This is a genomic window from Salinarimonas sp., from assembly GCF_046292825.1.
In the GTDB taxonomy this organism is placed as follows: domain Bacteria; phylum Pseudomonadota; class Alphaproteobacteria; order Rhizobiales; family Beijerinckiaceae; genus Salinarimonas.
This window is the reverse complement of record NZ_JBKBQG010000017.1, coordinates 11,915-27,084: the sequence shown is the minus strand read 5'-3', so window position 1 is coordinate 27,084 and position 15,170 is coordinate 11,915. Positions and strand designations below refer to the sequence as shown.

Annotated in this window: 13 protein-coding genes; 11 read left to right on the top strand and 2 right to left on the bottom strand. The window is 70.1% G+C overall.

Annotated elements, in window-relative coordinates:
• Positions 1–411 precede the first annotated feature (411 nt).
• Positions 412–1,161, top strand: coding sequence for an arginyltransferase (locus ACK4UM_RS10330; RefSeq protein ID WP_409798455.1), 750 nt, complete (start codon positions 412–414; stop codon positions 1,159–1,161).
• A 75-nt stretch (positions 1,162–1,236) separates the two neighbouring features.
• A complete protein-coding gene (locus ACK4UM_RS10325; protein WP_409798453.1) occupies positions 1,237–3,012 on the top strand; it encodes a metallophosphoesterase family protein in 1,776 nt (591 codons plus the stop codon).
• 292 nt (positions 3,013–3,304) lie between these two features.
• On the opposite strand, the gene ACK4UM_RS10320 is transcribed toward ACK4UM_RS10325, so the two are convergent.
• Entirely contained in the window at positions 3,305–4,123 is an 819-nt protein-coding gene (locus tag ACK4UM_RS10320) for an SDR family oxidoreductase (RefSeq protein WP_409798451.1), read from the bottom strand.
• An 89-nt stretch (positions 4,124–4,212) separates the two neighbouring features.
• On the bottom strand, positions 4,213–6,204 hold the full coding sequence (locus ACK4UM_RS10315; RefSeq protein ID WP_409798449.1) for a 4Fe-4S binding protein: 1,992 nt from the start codon (positions 6,202–6,204) through the stop codon (positions 4,213–4,215).
• A 204-nt stretch (positions 6,205–6,408) separates the two neighbouring features.
• Here ACK4UM_RS10315 and ACK4UM_RS10310 point away from each other — a divergent pair, with 204 nt between their 5' ends.
• The 9 genes from ACK4UM_RS10310 to fdh3B all read left to right on the top strand — a co-directional run bounded on the left by ACK4UM_RS10310 (position 6,409) and on the right by fdh3B (position 15,108).
• Positions 6,409–7,155, top strand: a complete 747-nt coding sequence (locus ACK4UM_RS10310; RefSeq protein WP_409798447.1) for a biotin/lipoate--protein ligase family protein — start codon at positions 6,409–6,411, stop codon at positions 7,153–7,155.
• A 5-nt stretch (positions 7,156–7,160) separates the two neighbouring features.
• The gene (locus ACK4UM_RS10305; protein WP_409798563.1) at positions 7,161–7,718 is read left to right on the top strand and encodes a DUF6505 family protein; all 558 of its coding nucleotides are present in this window, start codon (positions 7,161–7,163) and stop codon (positions 7,716–7,718) included.
• Positions 7,715–8,719, top strand: a complete 1,005-nt coding sequence (locus ACK4UM_RS10300; RefSeq protein WP_409798445.1) for a DUF6352 family protein — start codon at positions 7,715–7,717, stop codon at positions 8,717–8,719. The genes ACK4UM_RS10305 and ACK4UM_RS10300 overlap by 4 nt, the downstream gene beginning before the upstream one ends.
• A 343-nt stretch (positions 8,720–9,062) precedes the next feature.
• Entirely contained in the window at positions 9,063–9,584 is a 522-nt protein-coding gene (locus ACK4UM_RS10295) for a DUF3305 domain-containing protein (RefSeq protein ID WP_409798443.1), read from the top strand.
• Entirely contained in the window at positions 9,581–10,315 is a 735-nt protein-coding gene (locus ACK4UM_RS10290) for a DUF3306 domain-containing protein (RefSeq protein ID WP_409798440.1), read from the top strand. Before ACK4UM_RS10295 ends, ACK4UM_RS10290 begins: the two co-directional genes overlap by 4 nt.
• A 103-nt stretch (positions 10,316–10,418) precedes the next feature.
• Positions 10,419–11,216 (top strand): Cro/CI family transcriptional regulator, encoded by a 798-nt coding sequence (locus tag ACK4UM_RS10285; RefSeq protein WP_409798438.1) that lies wholly within the window; start codon positions 10,419–10,421, stop codon positions 11,214–11,216.
• A 99-nt stretch (positions 11,217–11,315) separates the two neighbouring features.
• Entirely contained in the window at positions 11,316–11,531 is a 216-nt protein-coding gene (locus ACK4UM_RS10280) for a twin-arginine translocation signal domain-containing protein (protein WP_409798436.1), read from the top strand.
• Between the two features lie 14 nt (positions 11,532–11,545).
• On the top strand, positions 11,546–14,497 hold the full coding sequence (locus ACK4UM_RS10275; protein ID WP_409798434.1) for a formate dehydrogenase subunit alpha: 2,952 nt from the start codon (positions 11,546–11,548) through the stop codon (positions 14,495–14,497).
• Between the two features lie 14 nt (positions 14,498–14,511).
• A complete protein-coding gene (fdh3B, locus tag ACK4UM_RS10270) occupies positions 14,512–15,108 on the top strand; it encodes a formate dehydrogenase FDH3 subunit beta (protein WP_409798432.1) in 597 nt (198 codons plus the stop codon).
• Positions 15,109–15,170 lie beyond the last annotated feature (62 nt).

Below are 15,170 nucleotides of genomic sequence, written 5' to 3'. Positions count from 1 at the left end.
ATTCGAGAACCAGCACCAGGGTGTCATCCCCGGCCGAAGCACGCAAAGCGTGCGCAGGGGAAGGGGACCCAGCGCAAAGATGTGTGCGGAGCACACGATAATTGCGGCGACGAGCCGCCTGGTCGGCGGCGCGAGAGCTTGCTCCGCAAGCGCCTTCCTGTGGTGGGTCCCCTTCCCCTGCGCACGCTGTGCGTGCTCCGGCCGGGGATGACACGGGGTGGCTTCAGCCCCCCGTTCAGGCGGGGCAAGGCCTCGCGCTCCGCCGCCTCTTCCCCTGCGTCACGCCGCAGCGCGCCAAAAAACCGCCCTCGCGGGCAGCGATTTCAACGGCCGCGATCATTGTCGTCGGCGCAGCCGGTGCTATCCTCATGACAGACGAGCCCGGCCGCCCGGCCGCGAGGTGAGACGAGCGTGACCAGCCATTCCCGCGATACGCCGCAATTCTTCCTGACGGCGCCCTCCCCCTGCCCCTACCTGCCCGGCAAGGAGGAGCGGAAGGTCTTCACCCATCTCGTTGGGCGCCGCGCGGGCGAGCTCAACGACATCCTCACCCATGGCGGGTTTCGCCGCTCGCAGACGATCGCCTACCGCCCCGCCTGCGAGACCTGCCGGGCCTGCGTCTCGGTGCGCGTGCCGGTGGCGGAGTTCGCCCCCTCCGCGAGCTTCCGCCGGGTGCTCAAGGCGAATCGGGACCTGATCGGCGCGCTCGGGCCGAATCAGCCGAGCTCCGAGCAGTACACCCTCTTCCGCCGCTATCTCGACAGCCGCCATTCCGACGGCGGCATGATCGACATGACCGTTCTCGATTACGCGATGATGATCGAGGACAGCCACATCGACACGCGTCTCGTCGAATATCGCCGCCGCGGGCCCGACAGCGGGATCAACGGGCGCGGCACCGGGCCGCTCGTCGCGACCTGCCTGACCGACGTCCTCGCGGACGGCCTGTCCATGGTCTATTCGTTCTACGATCCCGAGCTGTCCGACCGCTCGCTCGGCAGCTTCGTGATCCTCGACCACATCGCCCGCGCCCATGCGATGGGGCTGCCTTACGTCTATCTCGGCTATTGGGTCGAGGGCTCGCGCAAGATGGCCTACAAGGCGCGCTTCCTGCCCCAGGAGCGGCTGATGCCGCAGGGTTGGGTGCGCTTCGACACCTGAGCCCGCGCGATTGCGCTTGCTCCGCCGGGCCTCACGGGGCACCTTCTCGCGACCCGCAGAGGATCATCTCGACGCGTGCCCGAGCGAGCCGGCCAAGACCGCTTCATCATCGATCCGCGCCGCGGCGACGTCGAGGACGACGCGTCGAGCCCGCGGCACCGTTCGCTCCTCGCGATCGCGGGGAGCATGATCGTCGAGCTCAACTTCCTGAAGCTCGCGCTCGCCCTCGTCATCATGATCGTCTTTCCGGCGGTGCTGCTGGGGCTCGCGCCGCTCCTCATCACGGGCTGGTACGGGCTCCTGTCCCGGCGCTCGGCCGAGATCGTCTCCGATCTCGCGCCCGTGGTGACGCTCGCGCTCGCCCTCGCGCTCGCCTGGTTCGGCGGCCGCCCGCTCTACCGCACGACGGAGCGCAGCTTCTGGTCGTTGATCTCGCTCGTCGTCCAGCCGGTCTACGTCCTCTTCCGCGAGAGCCTGCGCCATCTCGGCGAGCGGATCGTGCCCTCGCGCCTCGCGCCGGGGACGCGCGCCCATCTCCATTCGCTCGCCACGGCGACGGCCGGGCTGATCGTGTGCGTGCTCGCGATCTGGATCGTCTCCCTCGCCTGGCCGTCATCGCGCTGGGCGGGCAACTTCTTCGACCTGCGCTTCCCCCAGCGCCTGATCGTGCCGACCTTGGCGAACAGCGTCGTCATCATCGGGATCTTCCTCGCCGCCGCCTCCCTGTTCTGGAGCCTTGCCGACGCGACGATGCCGCCCGCGCGCGCGCTCGACCGTTTCGACGACGATCCCCCGGAGGGGGCCAAGACCTGGCGCGTCGCGCATCTGACCGATCTCCACGCCGTCGGCGGCCCCTACGAGTTCCGTCTCGAGGCCGGGCGCTCGGGGCCGCGCGGCAACGAGCGGGTCGCCCGAGCGCTCGCCCGTCTCGCGCAGGCGCACGCGGCGCGGCCGGTCGACCTCGTCCTGATGAGCGGGGACATGACCGATGGCGGCCGCTCGACCGAATGGGCCGCCTTCCACGAGGCGCTCGGCGCCTATCCCGAGCTCCTCGCGCGCACCCTCGTGATCCCCGGCAACCACGATCTCAACGTCGTGGACCGCGCCAACCCGGCCCGCCTCGAATTGCCGACGAGCACCGGCAAGACGCTGCGCCAGATGCGCATGCTCTCGGCCATCGCCGCGATCCAGGGCGAGCGCGTTCTCGTGATCGACCGCGACACCGGCCGCTTCGACCAGACGCTGGAGACCGCGCTCGAGCCCCATCGCGAGGCGATGCGCGACTTCGCGGAGACGGGGAGCTACGCGCTTTCGCTGCGGCTCGGCGCCCTCTGGGACCAGATCTTCCCCATGGTGCTGCCGCCCGAGCGGCCGGACGGGCTCGGCGTGATCCTCCTCAACTCGAACGCCGAGACGCATTTCTCCTTCACGAACGCGCTCGGGCTGATCTCGGCCGAGCAGAGCCGCGACCTCGTGACCGCGACGCGCGAGTTCCCCAAGGCGCGCTTCCTCGTCGCGCTGCACCACCACGTGGTGGAATTCCCCAAGGCCGTGCGCTTCGCGGCGCGGATCGGGACCGCGCTCATCAACGCGAGCTCGTTCGTGCGCCTCCTGCAGCCGCTCGGGCGCCGCATCGTCGTGATGCACGGCCACCGTCATATCGACTGGATCGGCGCGTCGGGCGAGACGCGGATCCTCTCCGCCCCCTCCCCCGTGATGAGCCCCGCCGAGAGCGCCGCCTTCTACGTCCACCGCTTCGGCCCCGGCCCCGGCACCACGCTGGCCCTCCACGCCCCGGAGCGCATCGCCCTCCTGTCCGAGGAGGAGCGCGACGGACGTCCGGCCCCATAGAAAACTGCATCGTTTGGGGTGTCATCCCGGACGCCGAAGGCGATCCGGGACCCATAACCACCACGTCTCAGTCGCAGCCTGTAGGCTGCGTTTCTCCGACGAGCGACGCTCCAAAGTAGCGCAGCGAGCGCGGCATGCGCGCTCGTGCGGTCGTGGAGCGTATGGGTCCCGGGTCCGCTTCGCGGCCCGGGATGACAACCCTTGGAGATTGTACGAGCTCTCCGGGAAAGGAGAGGCTTCTCGAGCGAAAGCGAGGGAGCGCGACGGACGTCCCTCGCCTTGGCGGGGGGCGTCACCCTCCCTCCCGGAACCCCGGATAGAGCGCCATTCCGCCGTCCACCACCAGCGTCTCGCCGGTGACGTAGTCGCTGGCGTCGCTCGCGAGCCACAGGGCTGCGCGGGCGACGTCCTCGCTCTCGCCGATGCGGCCATAGGGGATGAGATCCAGGAGCTTTTCGCGCTCGGCCGGGTCGTCCCAGGAGGAGCGGTTGATGGCGGTCTTGATCGCGCCGGGCGCGATGGCGTTGATGCGGATCTTCTCCCCCGCATATTCCTGCGCGAGCGACTGCATCATCAGGAGGAGTCCGCCCTTCGACGCCGCATAGTTCACGCGCCCCGACCAGGGGATGAACTGGTGGACGGAGGAGATGCACACGATCTTGCCGAGCGCCGGGCATACCTCCGGCACCGGGCCTCGCGCGCGAAACAGCCGGATCGCCTCGCGCGCGCAGAGGAACTGGCCGGTGAGGTTGACGTCGAGAACGGTCTTCCAATCCGCGAGGCTCATCTCGTGGGCGGGCGCGTCGCGCTGGAGGCCGGCATTGGCGATGAGCACGTGGACGGTGCCGAAGGCGTCGCACGCCTCCTCGAACAGGCGCTTCACGTCGCCCTCCTGCGACACGTCCGCCTGCACGATGCGGCCCGTGCCGCCCGCATCCTCGATCGCGCGGAGCGTCTCGCGCGCGCCGTCCTCGCTCGATCGGTAATTGATCACGACGTTCGCGCCGGCGCGCCCGAACAGCCGCGCGATCCCCGCGCCGATGCCGGAAGACGCGCCCGTCACGATCGCCGTCTGGCCCGTCAGATCGAGCCTGATGCCGGTCTCACCCAAGATCGCCTCCTCGGTGGGTCGTCGAGGAGGGTCAACGGCGCGGCGGGCGAGGCGTTCGGGCGCGGCGGCGCGTCATGCCGCCGCCGGCTTCAGTGCTCCGTCTCGCTCTTGCGCTCGCGCAGGTAATCGTCCGTGGTGCGCGGCTTCATGCGCTCGATCTCGTGCGGGTCGAAGCTGTCGTTGACGACCGTCTCGACGCGGCAATCCTCGCACATCTGCAGGACGCGGGAGCGGCGCTCGCCGTCGGGGCCGGAGAACATCCAATGGGTGCCCGACAGCTTCGCCATCACGCGCTCGATCGTCGCCCGCGTGCCGAAGGGCTTGCCGCAGGAGACGCACGGATAGGGCTCCTCCTCCTTGATCAGCCGCTTGGGCTCGGCCCAGGCGGCGAAATCGAGGCGGGGCTCGAGGCTGATCACCTTTTCCGGACAGGTCGCCGCGCACAATCCGCACTGAACGCAGTTCGATTCCGTGAAGCGCACGGTCGGGCGGTCCGGATTGTCGGAGAGCGCGTCGGCCGGGCAGGCGGAGACGCAGGCGAGGCACAGCGTGCAGCCGGCGACGTCGACCACGATCCCGCCGAAGGGCGCGCCCCGCTCGAGCGCGACGACCGGCACGGGCGCTGGCGCGACGCGGTGCAATTCGCGAAACGCGAGTTCGAGCATCGCGCGCTTCTTCGGCACCGCGAGGAAGGAGGCCGGCACCGCCGCCGCCCGCCCCGCGCGCGCCGCGCAGGCCTCGCGCATGGCGGCGCCGAGCGCGTCCGGATCGTCGGTCGAGACGATGCCGACGGGCGCCTCGCCGAAGCCGAGCGCGACGAGGATCGTCTCGACGGTGGCGAGCGTGCGCTCGAGCCCGACGATCTCGTGCTTCGGTTTTTCGCGCACGAGCACCCGCGCGCCGGCCGCACCATAGGCGAAGGCGGCGGCGAAGATCTCGGGGCCGATCTGCGTGACTTCGTTCACCTGGACGGGGATCGCGCGCGCCGGCAGCCCGTCGCCGAAGCGGGCGAGCGCGTCGATCATCGGCTCGCCGTGCTCGCCGTCGTGGAAGAGGAGGACGGCGTCGCGCCCGCCCGCTTGCGCATAGGCCCGCAGCATCGTGCGCAGGCGCGCGCCGAGCGTCTCGACATTGGGCATCGCATAGCTCGCCGCCCCCGTCGGGCAGGCGGCCGCGCATTGGCCGCAGCCGGCGCAGACATGGGGATCGATCGCGACGTGATCGCCGGCGGGCGCGATCGCGCCCGTCGGGCACAGATCGAGGCAGCGCGTGCAGCCCACGATCTTCGAGCGGGAATGGGCGCAGAGCCCCGGATCGAAGGCGACGTATTTCGGCTTGTCGAAGGTTCCGACGAGGTCGCGCGCCTCGTAGATCGCCCGCTCGACGCCGGCCGGATCGCGCGGATCGGCGCGCAGATAGCCCGGACGCAGATCGTCGGCGGGAAAGAGCGGGCGCTCGCCGCGCAGATCGAGCACGATGTCGCATTCCGAGCGCGCGCCGTCGCGCCCCTCGCCGAAGCGGAGCGCCGCGCGCGAGGACGGGGCGGCGGTCGCGTAATCGTCGATTTCGAGCGCAAAGGCGCCGAGATGCCCCGCGGCCTTGCGCACGCGCCCCTTCACCACGGGGAAGTCCGCCCGGCGCGGCGGCGCGATCTCGCCGGGGCGCTCCAGCATCACGGTGACGTCGAGATGATCGGCGAGGCGGCGGCCCGCCTCGATCGCGGTCTCGTCGCGGCCGAGGATGAGGATCACGCCCTCCGATTCCATCGCGACGAGCTGCACGGGCGAGACCGGTACGGACGCGGCCGCGAGAAGCGCCGCCATCTTCGGCCCCGCCTCTTTCGCCTCGCGCGACCAGCCCGCCGCCTCGCGAATGTTGACGAAGGCGAGAGCGGGCTCCTCGAGCCCGGCATCCTCGGCTGCGTCCTCGAAGGTCGGCGCCTCCTGGGTGCAGCCGATCGTGACGCGCTCGCCGCGCATCAGCGCGTCCGTGACCCGCTCGATCTCGGAGACGCAGAGCTGGGTCGCCGTCTCGAGCCGCCCGCCGCAGCCGGCGGCGAGCGCGGCCTCGTCGAGCGGCATGGTCTTTTCGCACGAGCAGGCGAAAACGATACGCTTTGTGTCGGACACGGACGCTTCTTCCCGGTGGATCGAGGCGGATCGACTTTCGGCTGCGGCGTGCCCGCGACCCCACCGGCACGTCCGTCGCTCTTGTCGCAAATCGGTTTATGTTAGAATAGACCCAAAGACGGTCCGCCGAAAGCCGGTGACGGGAGGAAAGCCAACGTGCCGCAGACGCAACCCGCGCGCGGGCCCGACGCGCTCGATCTGCCGCCTCTGTTCACGCCCGTGCGCCTGCGCGAGCGCGGGGACGCCTTCGCGCATGCCTGCGCCATCGCAGGCGAAGCGGGCGCCGGCACGCTCGTCCATGTCGGGCGCTACGATCTCGTCGAATTCGCCGTCGTGCTGGAGCCCGAGGAGCCGCTCGTGTCGGCGCGCCGCGCCTTCTTCGCCGGCATGGCGGCGGTCGCCGACGCCATCGCGGCCCATTGCCCGCCGGAGAAATCGGTCGAGTTCCTGTGGCCCGACACGATCCATTACGACGGCGCGCTGATCGGCGGCGGACGGCTCGGCTGGCCCGAGGGGACGCCCGAGGACGCGGTGCCCGATTGGCTCGTCTTCGGGTGCCAGCTCATCGCCGCCCGCATGGCGCTGACGGAGAGCGGGCTGATGCCGCTCTCGACCTCGCTCGAGGAGGAGGGTTTCGGGGAGCCGCGCGTTCTGATCGAGAGCTTCGCGCGCCACCTGATGGTGCATGTCGATGCGTGGGCGAATCGCGGCTTCCGAAAGGTCGCGGACGTCTATCTCGCCCGCCTCAAGCGCGAGAAGGCGGGCGAGCGGCGGGGCATCGACGGCAACGGCGATCTCCTCGTCCACCGCCACGGCGTCACCGGCGCCGAGCGACGCGCGCTCCTGCCCGCGCTCGCCGCGCCCGCCTGGTACGACGAGACGCGTCGGGGGCCGCGCCTGTGAGCCCGATGCTGCCGCGCACGATCCGGCTCGACCCCTCCGACACCTTCGTCTTCGCGCACCCGGCCGAGCCCGGCGAATGGGCGGTGACGGGGACGTTCCTCTTCTGGGACAAGGACATCGAGGCGTTCTCCAACAAGGAACGTGCGGCCTTCCGCGCGGGCTTCGTCGGCGTCGGCAGCCTCGGCTTCTCGACGCTCGTCGTCGCGACGCCCGCGACCCCGGAGGAGCGCGAGGCGGCGATCGCCGCGCTCGCCGCGCACATCGCCGAGCGCTTCGCGCCGCCGACGCTCGAACACGCGCGCACGGCCGCCGCGGAGGAGATCGCCTATGCGGCCTCCCTGTGCGAGGGGCATGCCGAGGGCACGCTCATCGCCATGCACCGCACCGTGAAGGACGGACGCATCGTCGAGCAGTTCCGCACGCTGCGCCATCGCGAGCCCGGCGCGCCGGGCGCCGACCGCCTGTACAGCCACGCCAAGGCCTTCATAGTCGTCGAGAGCGAGGACGAAGTGGAGGAACATGTCGACCTGTTGGGTCTCATGAAGGACGGGAGCGAGCGATGAGCCGCGAGTTCTGGGTCTCGAGCGGACACCACCTCACCCGCCGGCTGCCGGACGGCACGCTCGCCGTGACGGACGAGCTCCTCACCGCCTATCTCGCGCGCCCCGAGATCCTGCCCCCGGAGGAGGCCTGCCCGGCCGAGCGCGCGCTCCATGCGAGCCTCCTCGAGAGCCCCCGCCGCACGGTCTCGCCGGACGAGATCGCCGCGATCGCCGATCCGGACGCGCGGGAGAACTGGACCTTCTTCGTCGATTATCGCGACCGGCTCGTCGCCGCGGGCTCGATCGAGGCGGCCTGGCTCTCGCTCGTGCGGACGGGCGCCGTCGTGCCGCCGCTCTTCCTGAACCAGCTCCTGCATCTGATCCTGCGCAACGCGCTCGACGGCTGCGACGACCCTTACGTCCTGCGCGCGGCCGAGCTCTTCTTCCGCCCCCAGCGCGTCTCGACCGGCGACGGCGGGGCGATCCTCGCGGATGCCGAACTCATCGAGGAATTCGAGGGCCGCGCCCCGGTCTCGCCCCTCGTCGCCATGCTCGACAAGTCCCTCGCCGACGAGCTCGACGTGATGGACGACGGCAATGCCTGGACCTATTGGAGCCGCTCGGACGCCCACACCATGGCGATGGCGATCGGCGCGGCGCAGAAGGCGCGGGCCGGGCTCGCGCGCGCGATCGAGATCTTCCTGCGCCACCTCATGGGGATCGAGGCGCGGGTCGAGCCGATGGTCGAGATCGAGGACCAGGACTGGCGCTGGTTCGTCGGGCTCGACGCCGAGGCGACCGCGATCGGCAACCGGCTCTGGCGCGGCGAGACCGTGTCGCTCGACGACCGCATGCGCGTGCTCGCCCTCTTCCGCCTCGATTTCGCCCGCCACGCCCCGGTCGACCCGCGCGTCGAGGGCCACCCCGTCTGGCTCATCCTCGCGATGAGCGCGGACAAGGTGGTGCGCGTGAAGCCGCAGAACCTGGTGATGGGGCTGCCGTTGCGGGAGAATGCGTCGTGACGGGGTGCGAGAACCCCTCTCCCGGAAGGGAGAGGGGCAGGGGTGAGGGAATGCGGGCGGAAAGCGCGCTCGCGCCGTCGCCGACGGCGCGCCGCCTCGATCCCCTGAAAGTCCGTGAATCCTTCGGAGAGTGTCATCCCGGGCCGCGAAGCGGACCCGGGACCCATACGCTCGACCATCGTTCGAGCGCGCATGCCGCGCTCGTTTCGCTCCCTTTGAGCAGCTTTCGTCGGAGAAACGCAGCCTACAGGCTGCGACTGAGCCGTCGGGCGTATGGGTCCCGGATCGCCTTCGGCGTCCGGGATGACACCCCGGAGTTCGCGCTCGAAACACGAGGCAATCCATGACGAACTCACGCTTCACGCTGGGCGTCGTCGCGACGCGGCGGGTGTCGACGAACAAGTGGGCGCCGCCGGTCTCGTGGGCGCCGAGCGCCGTGCTGCCGCTCGCGCCGCCGACGGCGCCGATGACGCGGCTGACGCCGGAGGGCGCGCAGGAGACCTGGTATGTCGGCCCGGCCGAGCTGACGCTGCATCCCGGCGAGACGGCGCATTATCGCGACAATCTGCAATCGGGCCGGCCCTCGCTCTGGGTGGCGCTGCGAGAGGCCGGCGACGGCGTCTCGATCGCCGTCGTCACGGCCGATCCCTACGAGGGCGAGGCGCTCGCGGGCGATGCCGGGCTGATCCTCGAGGCGGTGCCGATGCCGCCCGAGATCGCGAGCGCGATCGGGGCCTTCTACGAAGCCTTTCACGTGGAGCGCGAATTCTTCAAGCGCAAGCGCAAGAAGGCCGATCCGGAGGCGCTCGCGCGCCGCGCACCGCGCGTGCTCGGCCTCGACGACGACGAGGAGGGCGGGCGATGAGCGGCGGCGGGGACGACGGCGAGGGTTTCCTCTCGCGCTGGTCGCGCCGCAAGCGGGCGATCGCGGAGGAGGAGACGCGCGCCGCGCCGGCCGAGGCGCCGGAAGACCAAGCCGCGGAGGAGCACGCGCCCGAGCCCGAGGCCGCCGCGCCGACCCCCGTCGAGGAGACCCTCTCCGAGGAGGAGCTCGCCGCCCTCCCCCCGGTCGAATCGATCGACGCCTCGACCGACATCACCGCTTTCCTCAGGAAGGGCGTTCCCGCCGTTCTGCGCAACGCGGCCTTGCGGCGCGCCTGGGCGAGCGATCCGAAGATCGCCGGCTATCTCGATCCCGCGCGCGAATACGCCTACGACTGGAACGTGCCCGGCGGCGTCCCCGGATCGGGTCCGCTGCCGGCGGACTTCGACGCCAAGGCCTTGGCGGAGAAGATATTCCGCGGCACTTCGCCGAAAGTCGAAGAGCGCGAGCCAATGGGGGATCGCGACATCGCGTCGCAGGCGGTTGAAGACGCGGAACCAAAAGACGCAGATCCGCACGAGCGCGCCGAACCCGCGGACGGCCCGGCCGACACCCCGCAGCGGGAGGTTGCCGCGTCGCAATCCCCGGAAGCCTTGCCCGCAAAGGATTTGCGCGAGGCGGCGGAGGGCTCGCCGGCAAACGCGGAAAACGCGCGAAAAGAGGGCGAAATTAGACCAAAGTCGCGCCGGCACGGCCGCGCTCGGCCTGTTTGAAACCATTCGAAACACTTGGCCGGCGCGCCATAGCCCTCTACTATGAACCCGTTCGAAAGAGGCCGTCCCGAAGAAGGCGGCCGGTTGCGGTTCGGGGAAACGAATGCGGGAGAACGGGCTCGACATGGCGATCCGCGCCGCCGGCGGCGTCGGTGCGCTCGCGCGGTCGCTCGGCATCTCGCAGCCCTCCGTCTCGAATTGGCAGAAGATCCCCGCCGAGCGCGTCCTCGCCGTCGAGACCGCGACCGGAGTTCCGCGCACGCGGTTGCGCCCAGACCTGTATCCGGAAGAGAACGCGTTGGACGACAACGAGAGCGCCGCCCCCGAGATCGACGAGATCGACCTCCTGCGCGCCCGCGAATACGACCTCCTCGCCCATCTCCTCGGCCGCGCGCCGGGTGCGGAGACGCTCGCCGCCCTCGCCGCGCTGAAGGGCGACGCGACGCCGATCGGCATGGCCCATCTCGCGCTCGCGGACGCCGCGCGCGCGACGAGCGTCGAGGCGGTGCAGCGCGAATTCTTCGACCTCTTCATCGGGCTCGGGCGCGGCGAATTGCTGCCCTACGCCTCCTTCTATCTGACGGGCTTCCTGCACGAGCGCCCGCTCGCCTCGGTGCGCGCGGATCTCGCCTCGCTCGGCATCGAGCGGGTCGACACGCTCAAGGACCCCGAGGACCACATCGCCATCCTCTGCGACGTGATGGCCGGCCTCGCCGCCGGTCGCTTCGACGCCGAGGAGACCGCCCAGAAGGGCTTCTTCGAGCGCCACCTGAAGCCTTGGGCGGCGCGATTCTTCGCCGATCTCGAGATCGCGCCCTCCTCGCGGTTCTACCGCACGGTGGGCACGCTCGGGCGGGAATTCGTGGAGATCGAGGCGCAAGCCTTCGCGATGGACGCGTGAGCGGGCGCGTCCGGTGACGTATTCGGGCGGTTCCGCACCGTCCACGGCTTTGTACGAGCGGGGGGCCGCGCGGCGCCCGCGACTTGGGAGGACCCGGACATGGGCAAGTTCGACGACAAGACGCCGGATCCGAAAGCGGTCGATCGGCGCGGCTTCCTGAAGGCGGTGGGCGGCGTCGGCACCGTCGCGGCCGCCGCCGTCGTGGCGCCGATCGCCGCGAGCCCGGCTCAGGCGCAGGGCGCCGACGACAAGCGTCGCGCCCGCTACCAGAAGACCGAGCACGTCGAGAATTTCTACCGGACCAACCGGTACTGAGGGGAGGCAGCCAGATGCTGATCAAGCGCAAGACCGCAGAGGCGCGCCGCGGCCGCCACCCGGCCGTCGTCGCCGCCGCCGCCAGCGCGGTGATGGACCGCCGCACCTTCCTGCGCCGCTCCGGGATCGCGGTCGGCGGCATCGCCGCCGCCTCGACCCTGTCGCTCGGCGCGGTCCGCAAGGCCGAGGCCGGCCCGATGATCCCGGGCGCTCCCGTGGAGCGCAGGAAGAACATCTGCACCCATTGCTCGGTGGGCTGCACGGTGATCGCCGAGGTGCAGAACGGCGTCTGGGTCGGCCAGGAGCCGGCCTGGGAGAGCCCGATCAACCGCGGCACCCATTGCGCCAAGGGCGCTGCGGTGCGCGAGCTCGTCCATGGCGACCGCCGCCTCAAGTATCCGATGAAGATGGTCAACGGGCAGTGGGTCCGCACCATCTGGGCCGAGGCGCTCGACGAGATCGCCGCGAAGCTCGGCGAGATCCGTCAGACGTCGGGCGCCGATTCGGTGTTCTGGCTCGGCTCCGCCAAGTTCTCCAACGAGGGCGCCTATCTCTACCGCAAGCTCGCCGCCTTCTGGGGCACGAACTCGGTCGACCACCAGGCGCGCATCTGCCACTCGACGACCGTCGCCGGCGTCGCCAACACCTGGGGCTACGGCGCCCAGACGAATTCCTACAACGACATCCGCAATTCCAAGACCATGATCATCATGGGCGGGAATCCCGCGGAGGCGCATCCGGTCTCCCTCCAGCACGTGCTGACGGGCAAGGAGATCAACCGCGCCAACATGATCGTCATCGATCCGCGCTTCACGCGCACGGCGGCGCATGCCAACGAGTACGTCCGCATCCGTCCGGGCACCGACATCCCGGTGATCTGGGGCATGCTCTGGCACATCTTCGAGAACGGCTGGGAAGACAAGGCCTTCATCGAGAGCCGCGTCTACGGCATGGACGAGGTCCGCGCCGAGGTGGCGAAGTGGACGCCCGAGGAGGTCGAGCGCGTCACCGGCGTGCCGGGCGCGCAGCTGCGCCGGGTCGCCGAGCTCTTCGCCACGCAGAAGCCCTCGACCCTCATCTGGTGCATGGGCGCGACGCAGAAGACGGTCGGCACCGCGAACGTGCGCGCCTATTGCACGCTGCTGCTGGCCACCGGAAACGTCGGCGCGGACGGCACGGGCGCCAACATCTTCCGCGGCCATTGCAACGTGCAGGGCGCGACCGATCTCGGCCTCGACGTCACGACGCTGCCCCTCTATTACGGCCTCGCCGAGGGCGGCTGGCGCCATTGGGCGCGCGTCTGGGGCGTCTCCTACGACTACCTGCAGTCCCGCTTCGACGAGGTCCCCGCCAAGGGCGGCCGCGAGGCGCGCACGCAGAAGCAGAACATGGAGACCCCCGGCATCACCACGACGCGTTGGTTCGACGCCGTCCTGATGCCCGCCGACGACGTCGACCAGCGCGACAACGTCAAGGCGATGATGGTGTTCGGCCACGGCGGCAACACCGTCACCCGCATGCCGGAAGTCGCGGAGGGCCTCAAGCGCCTCGACCTCCTCGTCGTCGCCGACCCGCATCCGACCACCTTCGCGGTGCTCGGCGAGCGGCGCGACAACACCTACCTCCTGCCGATCTGCACCCAGTTCGAGTGCGAGGGCTCGCGCACGGCCTCGAACCGCTCCATCCAGTGGGGCCAGAAGGTGGTCGAGCCGATCTTCGAATCCTCGAACGATTACTGGGTGATGTTCGAGCTCGCCAAGCGCCTCGGCTTCGCCGACGAGATGTTCAAGAACTACGAGTTCGTGGACGGCAAGTTCGGCCCCGAGCCGACCCCGGAATCGATCCTTCGCGAGATCAATGCCGGCGGCTGGTCGACGGGCTATTGCGGCCAGTCGCCGGAGCGCATCAAGGCGCACATGGCGAACCAGGGGGCGTTCGACCTCGTCACACTGCGCGCGCCCAGGGACGTCGCGGATGTCGGCGGCGATTATTACGGCCTGCCCTGGCCCTGCTGGGGCAAGCCGGAGATCCGCCATCCGGGCACGCACGTCCTCTACAACACGAACCTGCACGTGAAGGACGGCGGCGGCGCCTTCCGCGCGCGCTTCGGCGTCGAGCGCGACGGCGTCAACCTCCTGGCCGAGGGTTCCTACTCGCTCGGCTCGGAGCTGACGGACGGCTATCCCGAGTTCACGATGGGCGTCCTCAAGCGCCTCGGCTGGGACGCGGACCTCACGCCCGCCGAACTCGCCCAGATCGAGCGTCAGGGCGGTGAGAATGTGGACGCGGTGTCCTGGTCGACCGACCTGTCGGGCGGCATCCAGCGCGTCTGCCTCGAGCACGGCGTCGTGCCCTTCGGCAACGCCAAGGCCCGCGCGGTCGCCTGGAACCTGCCCGATCCGGTGCCGGTCCATCGCGAGCCGATCTACACGCCGCGCACGGAGCTCGTCGCCCAGTACCCGACCCGCGACGATTTCCGCCAGCAGCGCATGCCGAATATCGGCCATACGGTGCAGAAGGCCGCGATCGAGAAGAACATCGCGCGCGACTTCCCGATCATCCTCACCTCCGGCCGTCTCGTCGAGTACGAGGGCGGCGGCGAGGAGACCCGCTCCAACAAGTGGCTCGCCGAGCTGCAGCAGGACATGTTCGTCGAGATCAATCCGGCGGACGCGGCCCAGCGCGGCATCTCGGAAGGGCAATGGGTGTGGGTCAGCGGTCCGGAGAACCGCTCGCGCACCCGCGTCAAGGCGCTGGTGACGGAGCGCGTGGGTCCCGGCGTGGCGTTCATGCCGTTCCACTTCGCCGGCTGGTTCCAGGGCGCCGATCAGCGCGGCAAGTACCCGCTGGGCACGGATCCGATCGTTCTCGGCGAGAGCGTGAACACCGTGACCAGCTACGGCTACGACCCGGTGACCGGCATGCAGGAAACCAAGGTCACTCTGTGCCAGATCGCGGCCGCGTAAGGGGGATTTGAACTATGGCTCGGATGAAGTTCCTCTGCGACGCGGACCGTTGCATCGAGTGCAACGCTTGCGTCACTGCCTGCAAGAACGAGCACGAGGTGCCGTGGGGCATCAATCGTCGGCGCGTCGTGACGATCAACGACGGCCTGCCCGGCGAGCGATCGATCTCGATGGCCTGCATGCACTGCACGGACGCGCCCTGCGCGGCCGTGTGCCCGGTGGACTGCTTCTACACCACCGCCGATCAGGTGGTCCTGCACTCGAAGGACCTGTGCATCGGCTGCGGCTATTGCTTCTACGCCTGCCCGTTCGGCGCGCCGCAATACCCGCGCGTCGGCAATTTCGGTTCGCGCGGCAAGATGGACAAGTGCACCTATTGCTCGGGCGGTCCGGAAGCGGACATGTCGACGGTGGAGTACGAGAAGTACGGCGCCAATCGTCTCGCGGAAGGCAAGCTGCCGATCTGCGCGGAGATGTGCTCGACGAAGGCGCTGCTCGCCGGCGACGGCGAGATCATCGCCGAGATCTATCGCGAGCGCGTCGTCACCCGCGGCTACGGCTCGGGCGCCTGGGGCTGGCAGACGGCCTACAAGGAAACCGTCGCCATCTGAGGTCGCTTTGCGCGCCGCCGCGGGGTCCGGCCCTGCGGCGGCGCCCGCGCCTCGAAAACCAC

Bases quoted from the DNA above. Each gene is read 5' to 3' on its own strand.
- ACK4UM_RS10315 (WP_409798449.1), bottom strand. From the start codon at position 6,204: ATGCCGCTCGACGAGGCCGCGCTCGCCGCCGGCTGCGGCGGGCGGCTC.
- fdh3B (WP_409798432.1), top strand. From the start codon at position 14,512: ATGGCTCGGATGAAGTTCCTCTGCGACGCGGACCGTTGCATCGAGTGC.
- ACK4UM_RS10280 (WP_409798436.1), top strand. From the start codon at position 11,316: ATGGGCAAGTTCGACGACAAGACGCCGGATCCGAAAGCGGTCGATCGG.
- ACK4UM_RS10290 (WP_409798440.1), top strand. From the start codon at position 9,581: ATGAGCGGCGGCGGGGACGACGGCGAGGGTTTCCTCTCGCGCTGGTCG.
- ACK4UM_RS10285 (WP_409798438.1), top strand. From the start codon at position 10,419: ATGCGGGAGAACGGGCTCGACATGGCGATCCGCGCCGCCGGCGGCGTC.
- ACK4UM_RS10305 (WP_409798563.1), top strand. From the start codon at position 7,161: ATGCTGCCGCGCACGATCCGGCTCGACCCCTCCGACACCTTCGTCTTC.
- ACK4UM_RS10300 (WP_409798445.1), top strand. From the start codon at position 7,715: ATGAGCCGCGAGTTCTGGGTCTCGAGCGGACACCACCTCACCCGCCGG.
- ACK4UM_RS10295 (WP_409798443.1), top strand. From the start codon at position 9,063: ATGACGAACTCACGCTTCACGCTGGGCGTCGTCGCGACGCGGCGGGTG.
- ACK4UM_RS10275 (WP_409798434.1), top strand. From the start codon at position 11,546: ATGCTGATCAAGCGCAAGACCGCAGAGGCGCGCCGCGGCCGCCACCCG.